Genomic DNA, 26,089 nt, shown 5'->3' on the forward strand with positions numbered 1-26,089 from the left:
GGTGTCACCGGGTCATCAGCCGAGCGGGAGCCCGGAGACCGGGAGGCCGCCCTTGGTGAGCGCGCCGGTGGGCACGTCGGCGGCCGGCAGGCCACCGTCCGTCGCCGAACCGGCCGTCTTGCCGACCACGTCACCGGCGCTGCCGGCCAGGTCGCCCGCGGCCTTCTGCGCGGCCGGGGTGGCGGTCTTGGCGGCCTTGCCGACCGTCTTGCCCGCGGCCGGGACGGCCTTCTTCACGGCCTTGCTGCCGGTGTCGCCCGCGACACCGCTGACGTTGCGGCTCGCGCCGTCGACCGTGTTGCCCAGGTTCGCGCCGTCGAGCGCGGTCACACCGCCGAGGTCGGGCGTGGCCGGGAGTTCGGCAGCGCTCACGGAGCCGGCCGCACCGACCACGGGTGCCGCTCCCGCCGCTACGAGCAGCGCGACGCGAGCGATCCGGCGGGTCAGGGGGAGGGACATGGTGCTCCTTCAGACGGGAGAGAACTGTGTCGTCCGGAAGCCGTGCGGCGATCGGACGCCGTGACAACAGCCCCAGGCCCCATGAAGGTTGCGGGTCGGCAACGCAAAGGGTTGGTAATGCGTCGCATAATCGGCTCCGGGCAAAACCGGTCATTCCGCATATGCCCACACCGCTGAAGAACCCTTACGTCTCCGTGCTCACAAGGGAAACCGCGCTCGGACCGCATTCCGCCCCGCGCGGTCCCGGCCCAGCCCGCCGTGCAGGCGTCACATGCCCCGATCGAGTGATCGTCCGCACTACTGACCGGTGACGATTCGGACCTCGTCGAGGGACGCCGCCGCCTTCGAAGCGGCACCCGCGCGCCCGCGAACCGACATCTTGTGCCACGCGTTCCCCGCATCGCCGGCGACCCACTCGCGCCCCGCGTAGGACACCCGATCGATGCGCAACGCGGACGAGTTGGCCACCGCCCACTGCGCCAGCTCCCAGCCGCGCTGCCGCTCACCGCCCTGCGCCGAGGCGACGGTCGCGGGCACGGGCACCCGCACGGAGCGTGCGTCACGGCCCGCCGCGGCCCGCACGTCACGCCCGAAGTCCCGGACGAGCGCGGCCCGCACGCGGTCCGGTTCGCCGGGGCGCGCCCCCTCACCGCCGACCGGCCGCCCCTCGCAGGTCAGCGACGCCGCGACGCGCCCGGTCAGCGCGGCGGACAACAGCGTGGCGTCCGGCTCGTGCTTCGCGTACGCCTGCGGATAGCCACTGCGCTGCACCCGCTGCGCGGCCACGGTCAGCGGCAGGCGCGAATAGCCCGGCACCTTGTCCAGATGCGCGTAGAACCGCTCCGCCGCGTACGCCGGGTCCATGATCTGCTCCGCGCTGCCCCAGCCCGCGGAGGGGCGCTGCTGGAACAGGCCGAGCGAATCGCGGTCGCCGTGCCGGATGTTGCGCAGCCCCGACTCCTGGAGCGCCGTCGCGAGGGCGATGGTGACGGCGCGCTCCGGCATGCCCCGCGAGGTGCCGACGGCGGAGATCGTCGCCGCGTTCGCCGCCTGCTCGGCCGTGAACTCGTAACGCGCGCCTGAGTCCTGGTCGGTGGGGGCCGAGACGACCACGCATCTCGGTGTGGGCCGGCTCCCGGTGGCGTACTGCACGGCCACGTAGCCGGCCACGGCGAGCAGCACGACGACGGCCGCGCCGATCCGCAGGAGGCGGCCGCGACGGGCGAGGACGGGGTGCTCTGACACGCGTCCAAGGTACTGGACGCCCTGAGGGGCCACGGGGCCGCCGCCACGCGGGCGATAAGGTCGGCGCCATGGACCGCACCTCTCTCGACCTCACGCAGGACGCCGCCCTTCTCACCGCCCGACTGGTCGACTTCCCGTCGCCCAGCGGCAGCGAGAAAGAGCTCGCCGACGCCGTCGAGGCGGCCCTGCGCCCCCTGCCGCACCTCACGGTCGACCGCCACGGCAACAACGTGGTGGCGCGCACCCACCTCGGCCGCGCCGAACGCGTCATCCTCGCCGGTCACATCGACACGGTCCCCATCGCCGGCAACGTACCCTCGCGCCTCGACGCGGACGGCACCCTGTGGGGCTGCGGGACGAGCGACATGAAGTCGGGCGTCGCGGTCCAGTTGCGCATCGCGCAGACGGTCACGGAGCCCAACCGCGACCTCACCTTCGTCTTCTACGACAACGAGGAGGTCGCCGCCCACCTCAACGGCCTCGGGCACATCGCCGACGCCCACCCGGACTGGCTGACGGGCGACTTCGCGATCCTCCTGGAGGGAACCGAGGGCCTGGTCGAGGGCGGCTGCCAGGGCACCCTGCGCGTCATCCTCAAGGTGAAGGGCGAAAGGGCCCACTCCGCGCGCGCGTGGATGGGGCACAACGCGATCCACGCGGCGGCGCCGATCCTGGAGCGGCTCGCCGCCTACGAGCCGCGCAAGCCCGTCGTCGACGGCCTGGAGTTCCACGAAGGGCTCAACGCCGTACGGATCGAGGGCTTCGTCGCCACGAACGTCATCCCCGACGCCTGCGCCGTGACGGTCAACTTCCGTTACGCGCCGGACCGGTCGATGGAGGACGCCGAGCAGTTCGTCCGCGACTTCTTCGCCGGTTGCCCGATCGAGGAGTTCGTCGTGGACGACCACACGGGCGGCGCGCGGCCCGGCCTCACCCACCCCGCCGCCGCGGCCTTCCTGGCCGCCGTGGGCGGCGAGGCGCGCCCCAAGTTCGGCTGGACGGACGTCTCCCGCTTCAGCGCGCTCGGCGTCCCCGCGGTGAACTACGGGCCCGGCAACCCGATCTTCGCCCACAAGATCGACGAGCGCGTCGACACGGCGCTCATCCTGGAGGCGGAGGAACGCCTGGCCGCCTGGCTCACCGCCTGACACTCCGAGGTCCCTCGCATGTAACCCGCGTAGACCTACCCTTGCTCTACGTAAGCGCGCGATATCTGCGCATGGAGGGAGCGGACATGAGCAACCCGGAGGGCAAGCGGCATCCCAAGGAGCAGCGGACGGGGCCGGTGATCCGTCGCCGCGAGCAGGTGCAGCCCGGGACGAGCGACCAGCGTCTGCTCGACACCGAGGGGCCTTCGGGCTGGGTGCACACCGACCCCTGGCGGGTCCTGCGCATCCAGTCGGAGTTCATCGAGGGCTTCGGAACCCTCGCCGAACTGCCGCCCGCGATCAGTGTGTTCGGCTCCGCGCGCACCCCGGTGGACTCACCGGAGTACGCGGCGGGCGTCGAGATCGGCAAGGCGCTCGTGGAGGCCGGTTTCGCGGTCATCACAGGCGGCGGCCCGGGCGCCATGCAGGCCGCGAACCAGGGCGCCGTGGAGGCCAAGGGCATCTCCGTCGGTCTCGGCATCGAGCTGCCGTTCGAGCAGGGCCTCAACCCGTACGTCGATCTCGGCCTGAACTTCCGCTACTTCTTCGTACGCAAGACCATGTTCGTGAAATACGCCCAGGGCTTCGTCGTCCTGCCCGGCGGTCTCGGCACCCTGGACGAGCTCTTCGAGGCGCTCACCCTCGTGCAGACCACCAAGGTGACCCGCTTCCCGATCGTCCTCTTCGGTACGCAGTACTGGAGCGGCCTGGTCGACTGGCTGAAGAACACGGTGATCGCCCAGGGCAAGGCGAGCGAGGTCGACCTGCTCCTGTTCCACGTCACGGACGACGTGGAGGAGGCGATCGCCCTGGTCACCAAGGAGACCGGTAAGTAGCCCGTCACGCCAGTCCCCGGCGGGCGACCGCCGGGGGCCGGTGTCCCGCGATGGACGCCACCATGTCGAGGACCTGCCGGGTCTCGGCGACCTCGTGGACCCGGTAGACCTGCGCCCCGAGCCACGCCGACACCGCCGTCGTCGCCAGCGTCCCGATGACCCGCTCCTTGACGGGCTTGTCCAGCGTCTCGCCCACGAAGTCCTTGTTGGACAGCGACACCAGCACCGGCCAGCCTGTCTCCACCATCTCCGGGAGCCGCCGCGTCGCCTCCAGGGAGTGGCGCGTGTTCTTACCGAAGTCGTGGCCCGGGTCGATCAGCACGGACTCGCGCGGCACCCCGAGCGCGACGGCCCGCTCCGCGTACCCGACCGTCACGGCCAGGATGTCCGCCATCACGTCGTCGTACGTGGCGCGGTGCGGCCTCGTACGCGGCTGCGCCCCGCCCGCGTGCGTGCAGACGATGCCCACCTTGTGGCGCGCCGCGACCTCGGCGAGCTTCGGGTCGACGCCGCCCCACGCGTCGTTGAGCAGGTCCGCGCCCGCCTCGCAGACGGCCTCGCCGACCTCGTGCCGCCAGGTGTCCACGCTGATGATCACGTCGGGGAAGCGGCGCCGCACCTCGGCGACGAACCCGACGGTCCGGCGCGCCTCCTCCGCCGCGTCGACCTCCTCGCCGGGGCCCGCCTTCACCCCGCCGATGTCGACGATCGCGGCGCCCTCGGCCACCGCCTGCTCGACCCGGGCGAGCGCGGGCTCGTCCTGGAAGGTGGCGCCCTGGTCGTAGAAGGAGTCCGGGGTCCGGTTCACGATCGCCATGATCACCGGCTCGTGCGCGTCGAACTCGCGCCGGCCCAACCTGAGCATCCCTGTGACTCTCCTCTGGATCCCGCTGCAACAGTCGCCTGCGACCTTAACTGTCGGTGCGGCATGGCACGATCGGAGCCTGACGGTTTCGGGATGCCCGTGTACGCACGTACCGGCCCGATCGGACCCAGGGGACGGCAGCGATGGTCATGTTCTTGTTTCTGGTCGCCGCGCTCGTCGTGGTGGTCGCGGCGGTGACGCTCGCGGTCCTCGGCGGGGGTGACGGCGGCACCCTGCGCGAGGAGCCGCCCCAGTTCTACGCGGACCCGCTGCCCCAGGACCGGCCGGTGGTCCGCGCCGACGTCGAGGAGTTGCGCCTGCCCACGGCGGTGCGCGGGTACCGCATGGCGGAGGTCGACGACGCGCTGAACCGGCTCGGTGCGGAGCTGGCCGAGCGCGACGCCCGCATCTGCGAGCTGGAGTCCGCCCTCGCCGGCGCCCAGGCCCGGCAGCCGGCCGAGCGCGGACCCGGCAGCGGCTTCGCACCGCCCGGCGGGTTCGGGAGCGAGACGGGGGAGGACCTGCGGTGAGTACGCCGCTGGGGGACGCCGTCCCCGGCCCCGACGGCAGGCCGCGCTGCCCCTGGGGCCTGTCGACCGCCGACTACGTCACGTACCACGACGAGGAGTGGGGCCGCCCCGTCCACGGCGACGACGCGCTGTTCGAGCGTCTGTCCCTGGAGGCGTTCCAGTCGGGCCTGTCCTGGATCACCATTCTGCGCCGCCGCGAGACGTTCCGCGCCGCGTTCCACCACTTCAAGATCGCGGAGGTGGCCGCCTACACGGACGCCGACCGCGAGCGGCTCCTCGCCGACCCCGGCATCATCCGCAACAGAGCCAAGGTCGACGCCACGCTCGCCAACGCGCGCGTGCTCGCGGACTGGTCGCCCGGCGAGCTCGACGCGCTGATCTGGTCGTACGCCCCGGACCCGGCGGGCCGCCCGGCGCCGAGGACGCTGAGCGACGTACCGGCGATCACCGACGAGTCGACGGCCCTGTCCAAGGCCCTCAAGAAGCGGGGTCTGCGCTTCGTCGGCCCGACGACGGCGTACGCGCTGATGCAGGCGTGCGGGCTGGTCGACGATCACCTCGCGGACTGCGTGGCCCGCACCCCTGCCTGAGTCGGCTCAGCGCCCCCGGTAGGCGGGCTTCTCCTTGCCGATGAAGGCCTGTACGGCGATGAGGTGGTCCTCGGACGCGCCCGCCCGCGCCTGGAGCTCCTCCTCCTTGTCGAGGGCCTCGTCCAGGGAGTGGTCCGCGGCGAAGGCGACCGACTCCTTGAGCGCGGCGTACGCGACGGTCGGCCCCGAGGCGAGCATGAGGGCCACCGTGCGTGCCGTGTCGGCCAGCTCGGCGGCGGGCACGATCCGGTGCACGGCCCCGATCTCGAACGCCTCCTGCGCCGAGATGGTGCGCGGGAACAGCAGCAGGTCGAGGGCGCGGCCCGGCCCGACGAGCCGCGGCAGCGTCCACGAGACACCGGAGTCGGCGGTGAGGGCGACACCCGCGAACGAGGTGTTGAACGACGCCGTGTCCGCCACGATCCGGTAGTCGGCGCAGAGCGCGAACCCGAAGCCCGCACCGGCCGCCACGCCGTTGACCGCGGCCACCACGGGCTTCTTCATCCCGGTCAGCGCCCGCACGATCGGGTTGTAGTGCTCCCGCACGGTGCTCATGGTCTGCCCCTCGCCGGCCTTCCGGTCCGCCATGAGGGTGCCCACGTGCTCCTTGAGGTCCTGCCCGACGCAGAAGGCACGGTCCCCGGCCGCCGTCAGCAGCACGGCCCGTACCGTCTCGTCCCCGGCGGCGGCCTGTACCGCGTCGCGGAGAGCGACCTTGGCCTCGGTGTTCATCGCGTTCATCGCCTCGGGGCGGTTCAGCGTGATCGTCGCGAGCCCGTCGCTCACCTCGTAGAGCACGGTGTCGGCCATGAGACTCCTCCTGCTGTGCGGTCGCTCGGTCGTCCGTGCTCAGCATGACGGAGATCACGGCGGGCGGAGCACTCCCGGCATGTGACCTGCGTCAAACAATTTCTCCTCGGAATGGACACGCGAGCGGCGCAGTATCGCAGTCACATCGCCGAATTGAGTGGTTTTGCACAAGCGCGTTGCGCAAGCGATGCAGACCGATGTTGGTCATCGGGTCCCGTGATGCGGGATAATGGCCTGGAAGCAATGTGTTCGATGCCGGTGACGTGTGCCCGTCCAGAGGGCCGTCGGCTGACGATGAGCTGGTTTCAGGAAGGGGAACGAGCATGGCGGCCATGAAGCCGCGGACGGGTGACGGCCCGCTCGAGGTGACAAAGGAGGGGCGGGGCATCGTCATGCGCGTTCCGCTCGAAGGCGGCGGTCGGCTCGTAGTAGAGCTGACCCCGGACGAGGCCGATGCCCTCGGCGACGCCCTGAAGAAGGTCGTCGGCTGACGCGGAAGCGACCATACCTTTTCGACTGCCCCGGCACACATTCGGTGCCGGGGCAGTCGTATGTCCGGGTACCCGCCTTTTTCGGATACGAAGGTGTCGGCTCTCAGCGCTTGACGGCGCAGAGCAGTCCGTCGCCGACCGGCAGCAACGACGACACCAGCTCCGGGCTCTCCCGCACGGCCCGCAGCAGCTCCCGCAGCCGCACCACTTCCACCGGCTGCGGCCCCGAGTCCACGGTCCGTCCGTCGGCGAAGACACCCTCGAAGCACACCAGGCCGCCGGGCCGCAGCAGACGCAACGATTCAGCGAGGTAGTCCAGGCTCTCCATGCGGTCGCCGTCACAGAAGACGAGGTCGTATCCGCTGTCCGCGAGCCGTGGAAGGACGTCGAGGGCGCGGCCGGGGATGAACCGCGCCCGATTGCTGGCGAAACCGGCCGCACGGAACGCCTGCCGGGCGAACTGCTGCTGCTCCGGCTCGGGATCGACCGTGGTCAGGACGCCGTCGGGCCGCATTCCGTGCAACAGATGGATCCCGGACACGCCCGTGCCGGTCCCGATCTCGGCAACCGCCTTCGCCTCCACCGTGGCAGCGAGCATCCGCAGCGCGGCACCCGCGCCGGGGGACACCGAGCGCAACCCCGCTTCCCTGGCCCGGTCGCGGGCCCAGCGCACGGCGTCGTCCTCGGCGACAAAGGCGTCGGCGAACGCCCAGCTCGTCTGCCGGTTGCCGGTAATGGCCCTCTCCTGTCCCCGTGGTTGCCGTGCTTGCCTGCGCGTGACTTTATCCGTTGGCGCCGGGAACTCGCAGATGGGACCGCGCGTTTGAAGAGGCAGGGGGAAAGAGCAGGCTGGAGCGGGGGTCGGCGCGATGGCGACAGCGACAAAACGGGCGGCCGAGAGCCGACCGGCAAATCTGAGTAAAAACGCTTATCCGGAGCTAACGGGCGAGGTGGCTATGGTAGGGGCTCCACTGGACACCACCAGAGCCGACAGGGGAGGTGCGGCTGCGCCTGTGGATCGGGGAGGAGTGCTGCGGCGCTTTCTCAGGTCGGCGGGTGAGCCGAAATCCGTGACCGACACCGCTGACCGATTCCGCACCGTTGACTCCGCGCAGCAGACCGCGACCTTTGCCGCTGACGCGGAATCACAGGCGTGGACTCCGCCCACCTGGGAGGAGATCGTCAGCACGCACAGCGGCCGGGTCTATCGCCTCGCCTACCGTCTGACGGGTAATCAACACGATGCCGAGGACCTCACGCAGGAGGTCTTCGTCCGCGTCTTCCGCTCGCTGTCGACATACACGCCCGGCACCTTCGAGGGCTGGCTGCACCGCATCACGACCAACCTGTTCCTGGACATGGTCCGCCGCAAGCAGCGCATCCGCTTCGACGCGCTGGGGGAGGACGCCGCCGAGCGTCTGCCCAGCCGCGAGCCGTCGCCGCAGCAGGTCTTCAACGACGCGCACTTCGACGCCGACGTCCAGCAGGCCCTCGACACGCTGGCCCCCGAGTTCCGCGCCGCCGTCGTGCTGTGCGACATCGAGGGCCTGTCCTACGAGGAGATCGCCGCCACCCTGGGCGTGAAGCTGGGCACCGTCCGCAGCCGTATCCACCGCGGCCGCTCCCAGCTCCGCAAGGCGTTGCAGCACCGCTCTCCCGAGGCCCGCGCCGAGCGCCGCACGCTCGCGACCACGGGGGGGATCCCCGTCCTAGGAGGAGGGGGCGCGACCGCGTGAGTGGATCACGTCTCAACCCCGCCGAACGTCAGCAGACCGCCGCCGACCAGCACCTGGGAGACCGGCTGGCCGCCCTCGTCGACGGCGAGTTGGATCACGATGCCCGGGAGCGCGTCCTCGCGCACCTGGCCACCTGCCCCAAATGCAAGGCCGAGGCCGACGCGCAGCGCCGCCTCAAGAGCGTCTTCGCCGAGGCGGCCCCGCCGCCGCCCTCCGAAAGCTTCCTCGCCCGCCTCCAGGGCCTGCCCGCCGGAGGTGACAGCGACGGTGGCTCACCACCGTTCGGGGGAGGCGGCTTCGCCGCGGGACGCGCCTTCGGCGGCGGACCGGGACTCGGGGGAGGCGTCTACGCCGTAGACCCCGAGCCGTTCGGGTTCGCGTCGTCCGGCTCGCACCCCGCCGTGCTCCCCGGGGCGCAGCGCGGGTTCCGCATCCACGAAGTGGGCCGACCCGACCGGCACGACAGCGACCGGGCCTCACGCGGGCGCCGCTTCGCGTTCGCCGCGGCCGGGGCGGTCTCCCTCGCCGCGATCGCGCTCGGCGGGGTCACCGCCGGTGCCCCGCTCGACACCTCCGACGTACGCGGGGGCGGCTCCGGGAGCAATGTCACGCCGCTGCGCAGCCAGGCGTCCGCCGCGTCCGTGTCGGAAGCACAGCGGCGCAGGTCGCTCTCGCCGCTGTTCGGGCAGAGCGGTGGTGCCCTGGCGGCTCCGGTCTCGCCGACGCGGGCCGGTGCGCCGCTGCTGCCGGGCGGCGGCCACGCGGACAACGTGAGCTACCCCTTCTCCACCCCGCTGCTGTCCGGGGCGGCGCGTATGTCGCCCCTGATACGTCCGCCGGCACCGGCACCGGTACCGACGGTCGCGGTGGCCCTGGAGCCGCGTCCGATGCCGGAGGCGACGATGTTCGACGCGGGGCCGGACAGGCCCGCCGCGGCCTCCGCCGCCTCGCCGACCCTGTCCTCCCGGTCGTCCTCGGTCCGCTGACGCCCCCTGCGCCCGGACCGCCGAACCTGGTTGAATCCAGGTGAGGCCGCGCGTCGGATGCCGTATCCGACTCCTGGCCGCGCGCGTAGGAGCCCATCGGTGCGGTGCCGGGGGCGAGGTGGTGGGGAGAGCTGCGGGACATGGACGAGGGCAAGCCCACGAAGGCCAAGTGGTGGAGCCGCCCCCGACCGGACGCGGTGGGTGCGGCGGACGACGGCGACTGGCACCTGCCCGCCCCGGCTCCGGCGTCGAGCGTCGAGGGTGCGGCGGAATCGGCGGACGCCGAGTCGGCTGATCCCGGGAACCGGCCCGTGCCGCCCGCGCCCCTGCCGTCCCCGACCGACGCCGTACCGGACGCCTACCGTTCGGCCCCGGCCCCCGCCCAGGCCCCCGCTCCAACCCCGGCCCCTTCTCCGGAGGGCGACGCTCCCCGGCCGTTGCATGATCCGGACCCGTACAGCACGCCGCCCTACGGTGAGCCCGGCCCGTGGGCCCCCGCGCCCCCCGTGCAGCACCCGGTGGCCACCCCGGCGCACGGCACGGCGATCCTTCCGGGCGGCGCCCCGCAGCAGCCCTACCCGGGCACCCCCGGTGCGGCCCAGCAGCCGCCCCAGACCCAGCCCCCGCAGCCCGCGCCCCTGCCGGTACCCGCGCCCGTGCCCGGCCCCGCCCCCGCGCCCGTGCCCGAACTGCCATATCAGCCCTGGCAGCGCTACGACCCGTGGGCCGCGCCTGAGCCGGGGGCCGGGGGCGGATCCCCCCGAGGGCGGTCGCGGCGGGTGCTGGCGCTCGGGGCGGCGGTGATCGCGCTGGTGGCCGGTGTCGTAGGCGGAGCGCTCGGTTCGTACCTGGAGCGCAACGGCGGGACGGACGTCGCCCTGCCGCAGGCGGGTGCCGAGTCCGCGCACCGCGCCCCCGGCAGCATCGCAGGCATCGCGGCCAGCGCGCTGCCCGGTGTCGTCACCATCCACACCGAGGGCTCATCGGAGCAGGGCACCGGCACCGGTTTCGTCCTCGACGACCGCGGCCACATCCTCACCAACAACCATGTCGTCGACCCGGCGGGCTCCGACGGGCGGATATCGGTCACCTTCGCGGGCGGCGACAGCGCCGACGCGGACGTCGTCGGCCACGACAGCGGCTACGACCTCGCCGTCATCAAGGTCTCCGGAGTGCGCGGACTGAAGCCGCTGCCCCTGGGCAACTCGGCGAACGTGCAGGTCGGCGACCCTGTCGTGGCCATCGGCGCCCCTTTCGACCTCGCCAACACCGTCACCTCGGGCATCATCAGCGCCAAGGACCGGCCCATCACGGCGGGCGGCGAGAAGGGCGACGGCACCGACGTCAGCTATGTGGACGCGCTCCAGACCGACGCCCCCATAAACCCGGGCAACTCCGGCGGTCCGCTCGTCGACTCCAGGGCCCGCGTCATCGGGATCAACAGCGCCATCCGTTCCGCCGACAGCGGGGCGGAACTCGACGGCGGCCAGTCGGGCTCGATCGGGCTCGGCTTCGCCATCCCGATCAACCAGGCCAAGCGGGTCGCCGAGGAACTCATCAACACCGGTAAGGCCACGCACCCCGTGATCGGTGTCACGCTCGACATGGACTACTCGGGCGACGGCGCCCGCGTCGGCACGAAGGGCAACAAGGGCGGCTCGGCCGTCTCCCCGCGCGGTCCCGGCGACAAGGCGGGCATCGAGCCGGGCGACGTGATCACCGAGGTCGACGGCGTCCGCGTGCACTCCGGCGAGGAGTTGATCGTCAAGATCCGCGCCCACCGCCCGAAGGACGAGCTGTCCCTCACGGTCGAGAGGGACGGGAAGGAACGACGGATCACCCTCGTCCTCGGCTCGGCCGACGGGCGGTGACCGGCCGGGCCGCGGCCCGCGCGAAAGGTTCCGTGATCCTGGACGTGGCCCAGCGGCTACCGGACGGACAGCATCGCCGGGTACCGTGGACCCGGTCCGCTGCCGGACCCTGCCGAAGACCTGCTACTGAAGACCGCCGCGGGCCGAGGACACGCTAGGAGTGCAAGGTGTTCAACGACATTGGCCCACTGGAGGTCGTGACGCTCGTCGTGCTGGCCGTACTGGTCTTCGGCCCCGACAAGCTCCCGAAGCTCATCCAGGACGTCTCGCGCACCATACGCAAGATCCGCGAGTTCTCGGACAGCGCGAAGGAAGACATCCGCAGCGAACTGGGTCCGGAGTTCAAGGACTTCGAGTTCGAGGACCTGAACCCCAAGACGTTCATCCGCAAGCAGTTGGACAGTGACGAGCTGGGGCTCAAGGAGATTCGCAACGGCTTCGACCTGAAGAAGGAGATGGCCGAGATCACCGACGCGGTGCACACCGTCGGTGAACTGGACGACTCCGCCTCGGCCACCTCCGTCAGCGCCACGACCGGCTCCGGCGCCGCCGTGGACATGCGCAAGGGCCCCGACATGGAGAAGCGGCCCGAGAAGCCGGCCGTCGACGCCCGTCCGCCGTTCGACGCCGACGCGACCTGAACCGGACCTCTCGGAACCGGGCCCGTAGGACCCGGTGTGGCATCCTGCCTTGTTGTTGCGCGGACCTGACGTGAGAACGCCCGAGGGGGGCGGGCCGCTCGGGTCCGTACGAGAGCGAGGAGGCGGCCGGGTACATGGAGACGACGAGTCGGGTGGGCGCGAAGGCGCCGGACACCGAGGGGGCCGAGGACGCCCCCGCGGCCCGGCGAACGGTCGACGGCTACCTGCTGGCGCCCTTCCCGTGGTACGGCCTCGACGAGGCCTTCACGGGGCCGCGCTGGCTGATGCAGGTCGGCACCACGGCGGACGGGTCCGTCGAGCACGGTTCCATCGGGCACGGCGACGAGCCCTCGGTACGCAGCGAGGGGACGCTGAACGGGGAGAACACCGAGCGGTTCGCGGTCGTGGTGACCGTCGCCGCGAACCCCGTACGGCGCAGCGCCGACGGCACGGGCGTCCTGGACGCCACGTCCGTCTCCTCGGCGGCCTGGCTGGCCGGGGTCGGGCTGCTCTCGTACACGTGGCCGGGTCAGATGGACCACACCCTGCGCGACGACTGGCTGGAGCAGCAGACCGAGACGGCCTGGGTGCTCGCCGACGACCTGAATTCCGAGGACTGGGCGACGCTGTCGCTGCCGGTCGACGGGGAGCCGACGCCGTTCCACTACCGCGAGTCCGAGTACGGCTGGGTGCTGGCGGCGTCCACGCAGGCCGGGGTGCACCTGGGCGCGTACGGCCGGGGCATGAGCGCGTACGGGCTCGCCTTCTCCGTGGTCAAGGACATCGCGGCGCTCGCTTGAGGCACCGGGACATACGCGAGAGCGGGCCGCACCCGACCGAGGGTGCGGCCCGCTCTCGCGTGCGCTCAGAACTTGTTGCGGGGCGTGATCCCCAGCGACATGCCCGACAGGCCGCGCTGCCGTCCGCCCAGCTTGCCCGCGATGGCGCGCAGGGCCGCGCCCGCGGGGGAGTCGGGGTCGCTCAGCACGACCGGCTTGCCCTCGTCGCCGCCCTCGCGCAGGCGCACGTCGATCGGGATGGAGCCGAGGACCGGCACGTTCGCGCCCGTCGTCCTGGTCAGCCCCTCGGCGACCGTCTGGCCGCCGCCGGTGCCGAACACATCGACCATCTCGCCGCAGTGCGGGCAGGGCAGGCCCGACATGTTCTCGACCACGCCGACGATCTTCTGGTGCGTCTGCACCGCGATGGAACCGGCGCGCTCGGCGACCTCGGCGGCGGCCTGCTGCGGCGTCGTCACGACGAGGATCTCGGCGTTCGGCACCAACTGGGCCACGGAGATGGCGATGTCACCGGTGCCCGGCGGCAGGTCGAGGAGCAGGACGTCCAGGTCGCCCCAGTAGACGTCGGCGAGGAACTGCTGGAGGGCGCGGTGGAGCATCGGGCCGCGCCACACGACCGGCGCGTTGCCCGGCGTGAACATGCCGATGGAGATGACCTTCACGCCGTTCGCCGACGGCGGCATGATCATGTTCTCGACCTGCGTCGGCTTGCCGTCGGCGCCGAGCATGCGCGGGACGCTGTGCCCGTAGATGTCCGCGTCGACGACGCCGACCTTCAGGCCGTCGGCGGCCATCGCCGCCGCCAGGTTGACGGTCACGGAGGACTTGCCGACGCCGCCCTTGCCGGAGGCGACCGCGTAGACGCGGGTCAGGGAGCCCGGCTTGGCGAAGGGCACCTCGCGCTCGGCGGTCCCGCCGCGCAGCGCGGCGGCCAGCTCCTTGCGCTGCTCGTCGCTCATCACGTCGAGCGTGACGTCCACGCGCGTGACGCCGTCGACGCGGCCGACGGCCTCCTTGACGTTGTTCTCGATCGTGGAGCGCATCGGGCAGCCGGAGACGGTCAGGTACACGGTGACCGCGACGGCTCCGTCCGCACCGATGTCCACCGATTTGACCATCCCCAGTTCGGTGATGGGTCGCTGGATCTCGGGGTCGTTCACTGTCGCGAGCGCCTCGCGCACCGCGTCTTCCGTAGCCATACGACCGATAGTACGGCGCGGTAACCGGGGCACGGAAAGCCCCGTCGGCGGTCGTCTACGTCACGTCCGTGCCCGTCTGCCCGTCGTCCTTCGGATACGCCGCGGTCCGCTGCTGTTCCTCCAGCTCTTTCAAAAGGTCCTGGAGTTCGGAGCGGATCCAGTCGCGGGTGGCGACCTCGCCCAGGCCGATCCGCAGGGCCGCGACCTCGCGGCTCAGATACTCGGTGTCGGCGATCGACCGCTCGTTCTGCTTGCGGTCCTGTTCGAGGTTGACGCGGTCGCGGTCGTCCTGCCGGTTCTGCGCGAGCAGGATCAGCGGAGCGGCGTAGGACGCCTGGAGGGACAGCATCAGGGTCAGGAAGATGAACGGGTAGTTGTCGAAGCGCAGCGAGGCGGGCGCCGACACGTTCCAGGCGACCCACGCGATGATGATTACCGTCATCCAGACGATGAACCGCCCCGTCCCGAGGAACCGCGCGATGCGCTCGGACAGCCGTCCGAACGCCTCGGGGTCGTATTCGGGGAAGATCCTGCGGCGCGGTGGCAGCGGCTGGTCGAGCCGGGTGCGGGGGCGGCGCGGGGTGTCGGCCGCGGCCCGCGGGTCGCGTTCGTCAGTCGCCATGGTTCACGTCCCCCGCGAGATGGAACTCCTGCTCGCGCCAGTCGTCGGGCAGCATGTGGTCCAGTACGTCGTCCACGGTCACGGCGCCGAGCAGCGAGCCGCCCTCGTCGACGACGGGCGCCGCCACCATGTCGTACGTCGCGAAGAACCCGGCGATCTCCGGGAGTTGCGCGCCCGGCGACAGGGCCTGGAGGTCATCGTCGAGGATCGCGCTGACCATCGTGTACGGCGGATCGCGCAGCAGCCGCTGGAAGTGGATGGTGCCCAGGTACTTGCCGGTCGGCGTCTCGTCCGGCGGCCGGCAGACGTAGACCTGCGCGGCGAGCGCGGGCGACAGGTCGGGGTTGCGGACGCGGGCGAGCGCGTCGGCGACGGTCGCGTCCGGGCGCAGCACGATCGGCTCGGTCGTCATCAGGCCGCCCGCGGTGCGGTCCTCGTACGCCATCAGGCGCCGCACGTCGGCGGCGTCGCCGGGCCGCATGAGGGCGAGCAGGCGCTCCTTGTCGGCCTCGGGGAGTTCGCCGAGCAGGTCGGCGGCGTCGTCCGGGTCCATCTCCTCCAGGACGTCGGCGGCGCGCTCCTCCTTGAGCTTGCCGAGGATCTCGATCTGGTCGTCCTCGGGGAGTTCTTCGAGGACGTCGGCGAGGCGTTCGTTGGTGAGGGCGGCGGCGACCTCGGCGCGTCGCTTGGGGGAGAGGTGGTGCAGCACGTTGGCGAGGTCGGCCGGGCGCAGTTGCTCGAAGGTGGCGAGCAGGTTCTCGGCGCCCTGCCCGTGCTCCTCCAGGGAGAACCCGTCGACGGCCGACCAGTCGACGGTCAGCGCCTCTCCCTTGCGCCGGAAGGTGCCGCCCTTGCCCTTGCGTACGTGGATCTTGTCGATCTCCCAGTCCCGCCGGGCGGGCAACTGCTGGACGGAGACGTCGAGCACGGTGACCTCCTCGCCGCTCTCCACGAGCCGGACGCGCCGGTCGAGCATCTCGCCGAGGACCAGGCGCTCGGTGGGGCGCTGCTCGAACCGGCGGACGTTGAGCACGCCCGTCGTGATGACCTGGCCCGACTCGATGCCGGTGACGCGGGTCATGGGCAGGAAGATGCGGCGGCGCGTGGACAGCTCGACGACGAGCCCGAGCAGGCGCGGTGGCCGCCGGCCCACGCGCAGCATGGCGACGAGATCGCGCACGCGCCCGACCTGGTCCCCGTTCGGATCGAAGACGGCGATGCCGGCGAGGTGGGAGACGAAGATCCGCGGGGCGACTGCTGCCATGGCTCCTCGTACCGCCCTTTCGTGCTGATCGATCCTGATATACGAGCAATCCGTGGGTCAGGGTATCCGGTGCCCGTCCCCCACGCCTCGCGCCTGCCGTCCCTCGGACCAGTACGGGTAACCGCAGATGGCACGGGTACGCTGCCGTCTGCCCAGATGCCGTACGAGAGGTGGCCCGGCCCGTGACCGTAACTCCCCTGGACCGCCGTATGCGCAGGACGCTCGCGGTCGGCGCGCTGTGCACAGGGCTCGCGGCCGCTCTCGCGGGCTGCGGCGGGGACGATCCGGACGCGGGCACCAACGGGGTCGGCAAGCTGGACCCCGGCAAGATCCAGAGCCGTACGGTCGAGGCGGCGCGGAGCGCGGAGACCGTGCACCTCGCGGGGACGGTGCTCAGCGGCGGCCGGACGTACAAGCTCGACATGCGGCTCAAGGGCGACGGGGGCACGGGGTCGGTGACCACGGGCGGCAGCACGTTCCAACTGCTGCGGGTCGAGAAGCATCTGTACCTCAAGGCGGGCGCCGATTTCTGGACGCACTCGGACGACGGTCGGGGCGGTGCCGGGGACGGGGCGGCGGCGCAGAAGCTCGACGGCAAGTACGTGAAGGTGCCGACGGGCGATCCCGCGTACCGGCGGCTCAGCACGTTCACGGACAAGGACGTACTGCTCGACGGGCTGCTGACGCTGCACGGCACCCTGGACAAGGGCGAGCGCGGCACCGCCGACGGTACCCGCACGATCCAGCTCACCGGCGACGAGGGGGCGGGCGGCACGCTCGACGTGTCCCTGGAGGGCACGGCGTACCCCCTGCGCCTCCAGCGGGCCGCGGGCGCGGGCACCCTGCGACTCACCGACTGGGGCCGCGACTTCACCCTTCAGGAGCCGGGCGCCGGCGACACCGTGGACTACGGTCAGGCCCTCCCGGAGTCCTGACGTCAGCTCTTCTTCCGCCGCCCGAGCAGTCGTGGCAACCCGGCGGGCACCGCGTCACGCGTGGTCGCCGACGACGGCAGCGGCGGGGCGGCGAGGTCGCCCTCCGGAGCCGGCAGCACCTGCGCGCCCCGCACCGGTTCGAGGCGCAGCACCCGGCACTCGCGTGCCCACCGCTGGGGCATCGTCTCCGCGTCGGGCGCGTTCAGCCGCTTGCCCTTCAGTTCGCCGACGGCCGCCTCCCACTCCTGCGTACCGGGGTCGAGCGGCACGGCCGTCGCCCGCCAGCCGACGAGCCGCCCGCCCTTGTCCTTGCTGCGTACGGTGACGGTGGCCGGGCCGCCGTCGACGAGGTCGGGGAACGGCTGCTCGCCGGGCCCGTCGCCGACCACGACCGCCGCGCCCTCGTGCCATACGTGCCAGAGCGCGCGCTCGGTGCCCGATGCGCCGCGGACCCAGATGAGCCCGGACTTCTTGGTGGCCTCCTCGACGAGGGCGGCGTCGAGCAGTTCAGCAGTCGTCATGCGGCCAGCCTAACGAGGGCGGCCCGCGCGGCTCACAGCCAGCCGTTGCGCTTCAGCGTCCGGTGGATCGCGAAACAGGCGGCGACGGTGACGCTGAGGACGAGCGGATAGCCGAACCGCCAGTGCAGTTCGGGCATGTGCTCGAAGTTCATGCCGTACACCCCGCACACCATGGTCGGCACGGCGACGATGGCGGCCCACGAGGTGATCTTGCGCATGTCCTCGTTCTGGGCGACGGAGGCCTGCGCGAGGTTGGCCTGGAGGATCGAGTTGAGCAGTTCGTCGAAGCCGATGACCTGCTCCTGCACGCGCTCCAGGTGGTCGGCGACGTCCCGGAAGTACTTCTGGATGTCCGGGTCGATCAGCCGCATCGGCCGCTCGCTCAGCAGTTGCAGCGGGCGGCGCAGCGGTGCGACGGCGCGCTTGAACTCCAGGACCTCGCGCTTGAGTTGGTAGATGCGTCCGGCGTCGGAACCGCGCGGCGCGCCCTTGCCGGTCTGCGAGAAGACCTCGGTCTCGACCTCGTCGATGTCGTCCTGCATCGCGTCGGCGACCGCGAGGTAGCCGTCGACGACGTGGTCGGCGATGGCGTGCAGCACGGCGCTCGGCCCCTTTGCCAGCAGTTCGGGGTCGTCCTGGAGGCGGTGGCGCAGCGCCCGCAGCGAGCCCTGGCCGCCGTGGCGCACGGTGATGAAGAAGTCCCGGCCGGTGAAGCACATCACCTCGCCGGACTCCACGACCTCGCTGGTGGCGGTGAGTTCGGCGTGCTCGACGTAGTGGATGGTCTTGAAGACGGTGAACAGCGTGTCGTCGTACCGCTCCAGCTTGGGCCGCTGGTGGGCGTGGACGGCGTCCTCGACGGCGAGCGGGTGCAGCCCGAACTCGGCGGCGACACCGGCGAATTCGGCCTCGGTCGGCTCGTGCAGACCGATCCAGGCGAAGCCCCCGTCGCGGCGCACCTGGAGGCGGGCCTCGCGGGGCGTGAGGCACTGCGGGGAGTCGGCGCGGGCGCCGTCCCGGTAGACCGCGCAGTCGACGACCGCGGAGACGGCCGAGGGGTCGCGGGTGGCGTCGTAGGAGTTGCGCGTCTCGTTGCCGTACGGGGCCACGCTCTTGCGCAGCGAGGGACGGACGGCGGCACGCAGGTCACGAATCATCGACATGGGCAGGCTCCTTCGCGGGCGGGAGCCGCGCCGTGAAGCCGGGAAATCGGCACTACCCGGAATGAGGACGTCCTGGCCAACCGGACATGCTGCACGTCCACAAAGCGGGGAGCACCGCACCGGCGCTGGGGCGGCTTCGCTTACTGATGCGATCAGGAAGATCGATAAGATCAGGCGGTGACGAAGCGCTCTTCCGGCGTACGCGGGCAGCCCGGGAAGCAGATGGATTCTGCTGACTGAGGTGTGGCGTGCGTGGCCTAGAGGCCGGAAGAACGGGTGATACTGCACGGTCGACTTCGATCCATGACAGCCCCACCTCCTCCGGCCGGTCCCCCGTGAGGGACATGTGTGGGTCGGGTCCGAGAGAGCTCCGAGAGCTCCCGGCGGGTACGCGCCGCGCACCATCCCGACCAGCGGCCAAGACTATCAGCCGACCGAAGAAGCAAGCCCCGTCTTTACCCATTGCATGCGAGTTCTATGCTCGCGGGATGGCAGAAGTTCTTGCGTTGGTGGAAGCCCGGCTGACCACCGCCCTGGGCGCGCCGGACGCGCGCGCGGCGGTCACGTTCCTCGGCACGGACCGGATCGAGGTGCTCCGCTTCACCGACAGCGGCGCGGGCCTCGTCCGGTACGCGACCCTCGGCATGTCGGCGTCCCCGATGTCCGACCCGACCGCGGTCCTCGCCGATCCGGTCAAGGGCCCGCGCGCGGAACTGGTCCTGACGGTCCGTTCGGGCCGCGCCGACACGGACAAGGTGCTGCGCCCGCTGGCCGTGCTGGCCGCGTCGCCGCAGGTGGAGGGCGTCGTCGTGGCGCCGGGCGCCTCGCTGGACGTGGGGGAGGCGCTGTGGCCCGGGGCCCCGTTCACCTCGGTGCTCGTCGCGGAGCCGGGCGGCCTGGTGGAGGACCTGGAGCTGGACGAGCCCCTGGACCCCGTACGGTTCCTGCCGCTGCTGCCGATGACGCAGAACGAGGCCGCCTGGAAGCGGGTGCACGGTGCGGCGGCGCTCCAGGAGAAGTGGCTGACCGGCGGGACGGACCTGCGCGATCCGCTGCGCAGGTCCGTCGCCCTCGACTGAGTCGGCCGCATCCGGCGCCGGTGCTCAGTTCGCGAAGACGGTGACGCCGTCCTCGGTGGCGTGCCTCGGCTCCAGCTCCTCGGCCTCGTGGCTGAGCGCCTTCCTGCGCGTCCAGACGACGAGGGCGCCCAGCACCGCCGTGACCGCGGCGACCACGAACGGGATGTGGATGTCGCTCCACTCCTCGATCTTCGGCGCGAAGAACGGGGCGGCGGCCGCGGCGAACCAGCGCACGAAGTTGTAACCGGCGCTGGCCACCGGGCGCGGCGCGTCGGAGACGCCGAGCGCGAGTTCGGTGTAGACGGTGTTGTTCACGCCGATGAAGGCACCGGACAGGACGGTGCAGACGACGGCCGTGGTGTGGTTGCCGTAGCCGAGGACGAGCACGTCCACGGCGAGCAGGACCAGCGAGCCGCCGAGCACCTTCAGCGACCCGAACCGGGCCTGCATGCGCGGCGCGACGATCACCGAGAACAGCGCGAGCAGCACGCCCCAGGCGAAGAAGACGGCGCCGGACTTGTACGGGGTCATGTTCAGCACGAACGGCGTGAAGGCCAGCACGGTGAAGAACGTGTAGTTGTAGAAGAACGCCGAGACCGCCGCCGACGCGAGACCGCCGTGGCCGAGCGCCTTGAGCGGGTCGAGGACCGAGGTCTTCCGCGCGGGCCTGGGCTGCTCCTTCAGGAACGCCGTGATGCAGAGGAACCCGACGGCCATCAGGGCGGCGGTGCCGAAGAAGGGGTAGCGCCAGCTCGCGTTGCCCAGCAGCGCGCCGACGAGCGGCCCGCAGGCCATGCCCAGGCCGAGCGCGGACTCGTAGAGCAGGATCGCGGCGGCGCTGCCACCGGCCGCCGCGCCGACGATGACGGCGAGGGCGGTCGAGACGAAGAGCGCGTTGCCGAGGCCCCAGCCCGCGCGGAAGCCGACGAGCTGGCCGACCGAGCCGGAGGTGCCGGCGAGCGCGGCGAAGATCACGACGAGCGCGAGCCCGGCGAGCAGCGTCTTCTTGCCGCCGATCCGGCTGGAGACGAATCCGGTCACCAGCATCGCGACGGCGGTGATGAGGAAGTAGGAGGTGAAGAGCAGGGAGACCTGGCTGGGCGTCGCCTCCAGGCCCTCGGCGATCGAGGGCAGGATCGGGTCGACGAGCCCGATGCCCATGAAGGCGACGACGGACGCCCCCGCCGTCGCCCAGACCGCCTTCGGCTGACGCAGGATGCTGGTCGCTCCCGCGTCGAGCGGGTCCCCGCCGGCGGGGCTCCCCGTACCGCTGCGGCTGTCGCGGTGGCTGCTGCTGTGGCTCATACCGGCTCCTCGCGCAAGGGATCGTTGGCCTATGCACATAATAAGTTAGCTGAGCTAACTAGTGCAAGCTGCATCTAATTCCGGACGTTCCGGCCCACCGCGCCGACCTGCCGTGGCCCCCTCCGGACGGGTGATCGTCCTTGACGCGGCGCGGGACGGGGAGGACCGTGGGGCTTTATGAGGGGCGAACCCAGTTGCCCGAAGTGTGGTGGCCGGGTCAGGGCTCCCGGTCTCTTTGCCGACTCCTGGCAGTGCGACGCGCACGGGGCGGTCCACCCGTTGCAGCCCGTGATCCCGCCCAGCGTCGAGGCTCTCGGTGTCGTGGTGCGCCGCGCCCAGGTGCCCGTCTGGATGCCCTGGCCGCTGCCCGTCGGCTGGCTGTTCACCGGTGTGGCCAGCGCGGGCGACGACCGTACCGGCGGCCGTGCCACCGCCGTCGCCTGCTCGGGCCCCGGCCCCCTCGGCGGCATGGGCGAACTGGTGCTCGTCGCCGAGGAGCTCGGTGTCGGACTCGGCGCGCGCTACGCGGGCATCGACGGCCCGGACCCGGGCCCGTACATGGACGTGTCGGGGCCTCCCCAGTCCAAACTCCTCGCGGCCGGCCGGCCCACCCCGATGTGGCTCGTCTCCGGAACCCCGGAGGACCGTGCCGTCTTCGCGGGGGAGGCGCGCGGCCTCTGGCTCTGGGCGATCGTCTGGCCCGAGCAGTCCGGACTGCTGATGTACGACGAGCTGGTGCTCACGGATCTGCGGGACGCGGGCGCCGAGGTGGACCTGCTGCCGTGCGGGGCGCTGTCGCCGCGCATCCTGGAGCGGGGCGAGACGCGGTAAGGGGTCGGAGCCGGGTTCGGTGGTGACCTGGGGCGTGAGAAAACCCCGTTATCCTTGAGCGTCCCCTTCCGCCGTCGATGACCGTCTTCCGGCCATCCGCGTCCGGCGCCCCGGCGCCTGACGGCAGGCGGGGGCCGAGTCCTGTCCGTCCGAGCCTGGAGTACGCAGCCGTGCGCATCGACCTGCACACCCACTCCACCGCTTCCGACGGCACGGACACCCCCGCCGAGCTGGTGCGGGGCGCCGCAGCGGCCGGTCTGGACGTCGTGGCGCTCACCGACCACGACTCCACCCGCGGCCACGCCGAGGCGATCGCCGCGCTGGGCGAGCTGTCGACGGGCCTGACCCTCGTGACCGGCGCCGAACTCTCCTGCCGCCTCGACGGCGTGAGCATGCACATGCTGGCGTACCTCTTCGACCCCGAGGAGCCCGACCTGCTCGCCGAGCGCGAGCTGGTCCGCGACGACCGGGTCCCGCGCGCCAAGAGCATGATCGCCCGGCTGAACGAGCTGGGCGTCCCGGTCACCTGGGAGCAGGTCTCCCGGATCGCCGGGGACGGCTCGGTCGGCCGCCCGCACATCGCCTCCGCGCTCGTCGAACTCGGCGTCGTGCCCACCGTCTCCGACGCCTTCACGCGGGAGTGGCTGGCCGACGGCGCCCGCGCCTACGTGCCGAAGCACGAGACCGACCCCTTCGAGGCGATCCGCCTGGTCAAGGCCGCCGGTGGGGTCACCGTCTTCGCGCACCCGGCCGCCGTCAAGCGCGGCAGGACCGTCCCCGAATCGGCGATCGCGAAGCTGGCCGCCGCGGGCCTCGACGGCATCGAGGTCGACCACATGGATCACGACCGGGAGACCCGGGACCGGCTGCGCGCTCTGGCCGCCGACCTCGGCCTGCTCACCACCGGCTCGTCGGACTACCACGGCAGCCGCAAGACCTGTGTGCTCGGCGAGTACACGACCGACCCCGAGGTCTACGGGGAGATCACGCGCCGCGCCACGGGAGCCTTCCCGGTGCCGGGCGCCGGCGGACGCCGCGTCTGAACCGTCCGCGCGCCGCACCACGGCCGCCTCTCCGCCTTTCTCCCCGTTCGCGTTCCGTACCGCCCCTTTTCCCGCTCAGCTCGCGCGATCCCGCGCGCTCGACTCCCGCAAGGCAACCCCTCACTGTGTTCGACGTCGCCGTCTTCGGATCCCTCTTCCTCACGCTCTTCGTGATCATGGATCCCCCCGGAATCACCCCGATCTTCCTCGCCCTCACCGCGGGCCGCCCCGCCAAGGTCCAAAAGCGCATGGCCTTCCAGGCGGTGTGTGTCGCCTTCGGTGTCATCGCCGTCTTCGGCGTCATGGGCCACCAGATCCTCGACTACCTGCATGTGTCGGTCCCGGCCCTGATGATCGCGGGCGGCCTGCTGCTCCTGCTCATCGCGCTGGACCTGCTCACCGGAAAGACGGACGAGCCCCAGCAGACGAAGGACGTGAACGTCGCCCTCGTCCCCCTCGGCATGCCGCTGCTGGCCGGGCCCGGCGCGATCGTCTCGGTGATCCTGGCCGTCCAGAAGGCCCACTCGGTCACGACGCAGCTCTCCGTCTGGACCGCGATCCTCGCCATCCACGTGGTCCTGTGGCTCGTGATGCGCTACTCGCTGGTGATCATCCGCATCATCAAGGACGGCGGCGTGGTCCTGGTGACCCGCCTCGCGGGCATGATGCTCTCCGCGATCGCCGTACAGCAGATCATCAACGGCGTGACCCAGGTGATCCAGAACAGTTGACGCCAGCCGACGCCCGGTGCGGTGGCAAACGAGCGGGGCCCCCGTACGCGTCTGCGCACGGGGGCCCCGAAGTGTGTACGTCGCTACGCCGTTACGAGGCGGACGACTCGGCCGGGCGGATGTAGAGGCGCTGCCCTATGGCGGCGGCCTGCTGAACGATCCGGTTGACGGAGGCGGCGTCCACGACGGTGGTGTCCACGGCGGTGCCGTCGACGTCGTCGAGTCGCATGATTTCGAAGCGCAAGGGCTTCTCCCTTCGTCTGGTGATCCTCCTGAAGGAGAACTACTGAACTGCTGGTGCAGGGCGGACCGTCAGTCTCGTCCTGCCGTACGGCCAGGCGGTTGCCCGACCGTTAAGAGTGGATTGCGTGGCTAGAGTGCCCCGCGTTCTGTATGGGTACAACGGGTTGCCCCCAGCAAACATTCCCTACGCTAAAGAAATTTTTCGAGAACCTAATTACCCGCGAGTAGCGGGGCCGGTCGTGCACAGCCTGTGACGTCCGAGGACAATGGACGGCGATGAACGAAACCAACGCGGACAGCTCCCTCGCCGCCGTCCGGGCCCGCCTCGACGACACCAACGACCTGCTGCGGCGGATGCTCGCCGAGGTCGCCAAGACGCCGTCGACCCACGCGATCTTCGTGGACGCCGGATACCTGTACGCGGCGGCGGGCCGCCTCGTCACGGGGACCGAGGACCGCCGCTCCTTCGACCTGGACGCCGAGGGGCTCATCGACGCCCTGATCGACAAGGCCCGCACGATCTTCGCGGACAGCCGACTGCTGCGCGTCTACTGGTACGACGGTGCGCGCCGCCGCATCCACACCACCGAGCAGCAGTCGATCGCCGCCCTGCCCGACGTCAAGGTCCGCCTCGGCAACCTCAACGCCAACAACCAGCAGAAAGGCGTCGACTCCCTGATCCGCAGCGACCTGGAGTCCCTCGCCCGGCACCGCGCCATCAGCGACGCGGCCCTGCTCGGCGGCGACGAGGACCTGGTCTCCGCCGTCGAGGCGGCCCAGGGCTACGGCGCCCGGGTCCACCTGTGGGGCATCGAGGCGCCGGACGGCCGCAACCAGGCGGAGCCGCTCCTCTGGGAGGTCGACAGCCAGCGCACCCTCGACCTCGACTTCTTCAAGCCCTACGTGACCCGCCGCGCCATCACCTCGTACGAGAACGTGGACGCGCCGCGCCCCACCCGCGAGCAGGTGCGCTTCGCCGGGGCGCGGATCGCCGCGCAGTGGCTCGGGGAGCGTGGCCGCGAGGCGTTCGCGGAGCTGCTGCCCGGCCACCCCTATCTGCCGGGACCGGTCGACCAGGAGCTGCTGGTCGAGGCCGAAGGCATGCTCCAGTACTCCCTGCGCGGCCAGTCCGACCTGCGGCGGGCGCTGCGGGACGGGTTCTGGACGCACCTCCAGGCGCAGTTCTAGGACGGGGCGGGGCCGGGTCGCGACCGGTCGGCGCTCAGGTCTGAGGCCGGGTGGCGGTCCCAGAAGGCGGTGAGCGCGGCAGCCGTCTCCGCCGGGCGGTCGGTGTTGGGGGAGTGCTCCGCACCGGCGATCACCGTCCGCTCGGCCTTGAGGCGCCGCGCCATCTCGTCGAGCCAGGGCACGGGCCACGCCTCGTCCCGCTCCCCGGACAGTACGTGCACCGGGGGCGCGACCGCGGCCAGCTCGTCGACCCGGTCCGGCTCGGTGCACAACTGGCGCCCCGTGGCGATGAGCTGGGCCGGACTGTTGCGCAGCCAGCGTTGCCGCAGCGCCTCCTCGTCGCCCCGCACATCCACGACGTCCTCGGCCGCCTCCAGCGCCTGCATGGCCTCCCACACCTGCGCCATGTCGAACGCGGCGAGTGCGTCCCGGAGCATGTCGACCCGCTGCCGCTGCGCAGGGGCGACGGCGGCCGGGCCCGACGCCATCAGCGTCAGTGAGGCGAACGGCGCCGGGTCCGCGATGACGGCCGCGCGGGCGATGAGCCCCCCGAGCGAGTGCCCGAGCAGATGCACCTTGCCCGGGCCGAGCGCCGCCGCCTGAGCCAGCACGTCCCGCGCCAACTCGCCTTGCGCGTAAGGGCGTTCGTCCTTCTCGGGGCCCGCGGTCTCGTACTGCCCGCGCCCGTCGACGGCGACGCTGCGATAACCCGCCGCGCTCAACGCCCCGTGCAGCGCGATGAAGTCCTCCTTGCTGCCGGTGAACCCGGGGAGCAGCAGCGCGGTGCCTCGCACGGGACCGGGCGCCGGTTCACCGACGAGCGTGGCGAAGTCACCTCTGGAGGTGCGCAGGACGTGGGCGCGGGTGCCGGGCGGCGGGGTGAAGGTCGGGGGCCTGCTCATGCGCCCGAGGCTACGTGGCCCGGCGCCCCGATGCCCAAAGGGACCGACCACGGCG

The 26,089-nt window shown here is 71.6% G+C and carries 28 protein-coding genes and 1 pseudogene; 16 read left to right on the forward strand and 13 right to left on the reverse strand.

Features of this window, described 5'->3' with window-relative positions; all coding sequences use genetic code 11:
* Positions 1-15 precede the first annotated feature (15 nt).
* Both ACIRF8_RS22690 and ACIRF8_RS22695 read right to left on the reverse strand, forming a co-directional pair.
* Complete coding sequence (locus tag ACIRF8_RS22690) at positions 16-459, reverse strand: ATP-binding protein (protein WP_404217249.1); 444 nt, start codon at positions 457-459, stop codon at positions 16-18.
* Positions 460-756: 297 nt separating this feature from the next.
* On the reverse strand, positions 757-1,704 hold the full coding sequence (locus tag ACIRF8_RS22695) for a heavy metal transporter (protein WP_404217250.1): 948 nt from the start codon (positions 1,702-1,704) through the stop codon (positions 757-759).
* A gap of 68 nt (positions 1,705-1,772) precedes the next feature.
* On the opposite strand from ACIRF8_RS22695, the gene dapE reads away from it, so the two are divergent.
* A complete protein-coding gene (gene dapE / locus ACIRF8_RS22700) occupies positions 1,773-2,852 on the forward strand; it encodes a succinyl-diaminopimelate desuccinylase (RefSeq protein ID WP_404217251.1) in 1,080 nt (359 codons plus the stop codon).
* Positions 2,853-2,938: 86 nt separating this feature from the next.
* A complete protein-coding gene (locus ACIRF8_RS22705; protein ID WP_404217252.1) occupies positions 2,939-3,688 on the forward strand; it encodes a TIGR00730 family Rossman fold protein in 750 nt (249 codons plus the stop codon).
* Positions 3,689-3,692: 4 nt separating this feature from the next.
* Here ACIRF8_RS22705 and folP read toward each other — a convergent pair whose 3' ends face one another.
* Positions 3,693-4,553 (reverse strand): dihydropteroate synthase, encoded by an 861-nt coding sequence (gene folP / locus ACIRF8_RS22710; protein ID WP_404217253.1) that lies wholly within the window; start codon positions 4,551-4,553, stop codon positions 3,693-3,695.
* Positions 4,554-4,696: 143 nt separating this feature from the next.
* On the opposite strand from folP, the gene ACIRF8_RS22715 reads away from it, so the two are divergent.
* On the forward strand, positions 4,697-5,083 hold the full coding sequence (locus ACIRF8_RS22715; protein ID WP_404217254.1) for a DivIVA domain-containing protein: 387 nt from the start codon (positions 4,697-4,699) through the stop codon (positions 5,081-5,083).
* Positions 5,080-5,673, forward strand: a complete 594-nt coding sequence (locus ACIRF8_RS22720; protein WP_404217256.1) for a DNA-3-methyladenine glycosylase I — start codon at positions 5,080-5,082, stop codon at positions 5,671-5,673. Before ACIRF8_RS22715 ends, ACIRF8_RS22720 begins: the two co-directional genes overlap by 4 nt.
* Before the next feature lie 6 nt (positions 5,674-5,679).
* On the opposite strand, the gene ACIRF8_RS22725 is transcribed toward ACIRF8_RS22720, so the two are convergent.
* Positions 5,680-6,483 carry an enoyl-CoA hydratase/isomerase family protein gene (locus ACIRF8_RS22725; protein WP_404217257.1) on the reverse strand — a complete coding sequence of 268 codons (804 nt, stop codon included), beginning with the start codon at positions 6,481-6,483 and terminating at the stop codon, positions 5,680-5,682.
* A gap of 323 nt (positions 6,484-6,806) precedes the next feature.
* Between ACIRF8_RS22725 and ACIRF8_RS22730 the strand changes: the two genes are divergently transcribed.
* Complete coding sequence (locus ACIRF8_RS22730; RefSeq protein WP_003966491.1) at positions 6,807-6,974, forward strand: DUF3117 domain-containing protein; 168 nt, start codon at positions 6,807-6,809, stop codon at positions 6,972-6,974.
* Between the two features lie 103 nt (positions 6,975-7,077).
* Here the strand turns inward: ACIRF8_RS22730 and ACIRF8_RS22735 are convergent, their stop codons facing one another.
* Positions 7,078-7,785: an O-methyltransferase gene (locus tag ACIRF8_RS22735; RefSeq protein ID WP_404217527.1), complete on the reverse strand. Its 708-nt coding sequence runs from the start codon at positions 7,783-7,785 to the stop codon at positions 7,078-7,080.
* Positions 7,786-8,002: 217 nt separating this feature from the next.
* Between ACIRF8_RS22735 and sigE the strand changes: the two genes are divergently transcribed.
* The 5 genes from sigE to ACIRF8_RS22760 all read left to right on the forward strand — a co-directional run bounded on the left by sigE (position 8,003) and on the right by ACIRF8_RS22760 (position 13,008).
* Positions 8,003-8,710 (forward strand): RNA polymerase sigma factor SigE, encoded by a 708-nt coding sequence (gene sigE, locus ACIRF8_RS22740; protein ID WP_404217528.1) that lies wholly within the window; start codon positions 8,003-8,005, stop codon positions 8,708-8,710.
* Positions 8,707-9,696 (forward strand): anti-sigma factor family protein, encoded by a 990-nt coding sequence (locus ACIRF8_RS22745; protein WP_404217258.1) that lies wholly within the window; start codon positions 8,707-8,709, stop codon positions 9,694-9,696. Before sigE ends, ACIRF8_RS22745 begins: the two co-directional genes overlap by 4 nt.
* Before the next feature lie 140 nt (positions 9,697-9,836).
* A complete protein-coding gene (locus tag ACIRF8_RS22750; RefSeq protein WP_404217259.1) occupies positions 9,837-11,567 on the forward strand; it encodes a S1C family serine protease in 1,731 nt (576 codons plus the stop codon).
* A gap of 167 nt (positions 11,568-11,734) precedes the next feature.
* The gene (locus ACIRF8_RS22755; RefSeq protein ID WP_404217260.1) at positions 11,735-12,208 is read left to right on the forward strand and encodes a sec-independent translocase; all 474 of its coding nucleotides are present in this window, start codon (positions 11,735-11,737) and stop codon (positions 12,206-12,208) included.
* A gap of 134 nt (positions 12,209-12,342) precedes the next feature.
* The gene (locus tag ACIRF8_RS22760; RefSeq protein ID WP_404217261.1) at positions 12,343-13,008 is read left to right on the forward strand and encodes a hypothetical protein; all 666 of its coding nucleotides are present in this window, start codon (positions 12,343-12,345) and stop codon (positions 13,006-13,008) included.
* Between the two features lie 65 nt (positions 13,009-13,073).
* Here ACIRF8_RS22760 and ACIRF8_RS22765 read toward each other — a convergent pair whose 3' ends face one another.
* The 3 genes and pseudogenes from ACIRF8_RS22765 to ACIRF8_RS22775 all read right to left on the reverse strand — a co-directional run bounded on the left by ACIRF8_RS22765 (position 13,074) and on the right by ACIRF8_RS22775 (position 16,093).
* Positions 13,074-14,207, reverse strand: a complete 1,134-nt coding sequence (locus tag ACIRF8_RS22765) for an Mrp/NBP35 family ATP-binding protein (protein ID WP_404217262.1) — start codon at positions 14,205-14,207, stop codon at positions 13,074-13,076.
* A gap of 47 nt (positions 14,208-14,254) precedes the next feature.
* Positions 14,255-14,829: pseudogene (locus ACIRF8_RS22770) on the reverse strand (DUF1003 domain-containing protein); the annotation flags it as partial.
* A complete protein-coding gene (locus ACIRF8_RS22775; protein WP_404217264.1) occupies positions 14,819-16,093 on the reverse strand; it encodes a magnesium transporter MgtE N-terminal domain-containing protein in 1,275 nt (424 codons plus the stop codon). The pseudogene ACIRF8_RS22770 and the gene ACIRF8_RS22775, both read right to left, overlap by 11 nt.
* Before the next feature lie 209 nt (positions 16,094-16,302).
* On the opposite strand from ACIRF8_RS22775, the gene ACIRF8_RS22780 reads away from it, so the two are divergent.
* Positions 16,303-17,028, forward strand: a complete 726-nt coding sequence (locus ACIRF8_RS22780) for a hypothetical protein (protein ID WP_404217529.1) — start codon at positions 16,303-16,305, stop codon at positions 17,026-17,028.
* A gap of 2 nt (positions 17,029-17,030) precedes the next feature.
* On the opposite strand, the gene ACIRF8_RS22785 is transcribed toward ACIRF8_RS22780, so the two are convergent.
* Positions 17,031-17,549 carry a hypothetical protein gene (locus ACIRF8_RS22785; protein ID WP_404217265.1) on the reverse strand — a complete coding sequence of 173 codons (519 nt, stop codon included), beginning with the start codon at positions 17,547-17,549 and terminating at the stop codon, positions 17,031-17,033.
* 32 nt (positions 17,550-17,581) lie between these two features.
* On the reverse strand, positions 17,582-18,712 hold the full coding sequence (locus tag ACIRF8_RS22790; RefSeq protein WP_404217267.1) for a magnesium and cobalt transport protein CorA: 1,131 nt from the start codon (positions 18,710-18,712) through the stop codon (positions 17,582-17,584).
* A gap of 488 nt (positions 18,713-19,200) precedes the next feature.
* Here ACIRF8_RS22790 and ACIRF8_RS22795 point away from each other — a divergent pair, with 488 nt between their 5' ends.
* On the forward strand, positions 19,201-19,791 hold the full coding sequence (locus ACIRF8_RS22795; protein ID WP_404217268.1) for a suppressor of fused domain protein: 591 nt from the start codon (positions 19,201-19,203) through the stop codon (positions 19,789-19,791).
* Positions 19,792-19,815: 24 nt separating this feature from the next.
* On the opposite strand, the gene ACIRF8_RS22800 is transcribed toward ACIRF8_RS22795, so the two are convergent.
* Positions 19,816-21,096, reverse strand: a complete 1,281-nt coding sequence (locus tag ACIRF8_RS22800; protein ID WP_404217270.1) for an MFS transporter — start codon at positions 21,094-21,096, stop codon at positions 19,816-19,818.
* Positions 21,097-21,273: 177 nt separating this feature from the next.
* On the opposite strand from ACIRF8_RS22800, the gene ACIRF8_RS22805 reads away from it, so the two are divergent.
* The 3 genes from ACIRF8_RS22805 (at position 21,274) to ACIRF8_RS22815 (ending at position 23,701) form a co-directional block, all read left to right on the forward strand.
* Positions 21,274-21,927, forward strand: coding sequence for a DUF6758 family protein (locus ACIRF8_RS22805; RefSeq protein WP_404217271.1), 654 nt, complete (start codon positions 21,274-21,276; stop codon positions 21,925-21,927).
* A 170-nt stretch (positions 21,928-22,097) separates the two neighbouring features.
* Positions 22,098-22,970, forward strand: coding sequence for a PHP domain-containing protein (locus ACIRF8_RS22810; RefSeq protein ID WP_404217272.1), 873 nt, complete (start codon positions 22,098-22,100; stop codon positions 22,968-22,970).
* A 125-nt stretch (positions 22,971-23,095) separates the two neighbouring features.
* Positions 23,096-23,701 carry a MarC family protein gene (locus ACIRF8_RS22815; protein ID WP_404217274.1) on the forward strand — a complete coding sequence of 202 codons (606 nt, stop codon included), beginning with the start codon at positions 23,096-23,098 and terminating at the stop codon, positions 23,699-23,701.
* A 91-nt stretch (positions 23,702-23,792) separates the two neighbouring features.
* Here ACIRF8_RS22815 and ACIRF8_RS22820 read toward each other — a convergent pair whose 3' ends face one another.
* A complete protein-coding gene (locus ACIRF8_RS22820; RefSeq protein WP_181512666.1) occupies positions 23,793-23,945 on the reverse strand; it encodes a hypothetical protein in 153 nt (50 codons plus the stop codon).
* 275 nt (positions 23,946-24,220) lie between these two features.
* Here ACIRF8_RS22820 and ACIRF8_RS22825 point away from each other — a divergent pair, with 275 nt between their 5' ends.
* Entirely contained in the window at positions 24,221-25,132 is a 912-nt protein-coding gene (locus ACIRF8_RS22825) for an NYN domain-containing protein (RefSeq protein ID WP_404217275.1), read from the forward strand.
* Here ACIRF8_RS22825 and ACIRF8_RS22830 read toward each other — a convergent pair.
* Positions 25,129-26,034: an alpha/beta fold hydrolase gene (locus ACIRF8_RS22830; RefSeq protein WP_404217277.1), complete on the reverse strand. Its 906-nt coding sequence runs from the start codon at positions 26,032-26,034 to the stop codon at positions 25,129-25,131. The two genes, ACIRF8_RS22825 and ACIRF8_RS22830, sit on opposite strands and share 4 nt — an antisense overlap.
* Positions 26,035-26,089 lie beyond the last annotated feature (55 nt).

This window comes from Streptomyces sp. NPDC102406 (assembly GCF_044765725.1).
Lineage (GTDB): Bacteria > Actinomycetota > Actinomycetes > Streptomycetales > Streptomycetaceae > Streptomyces.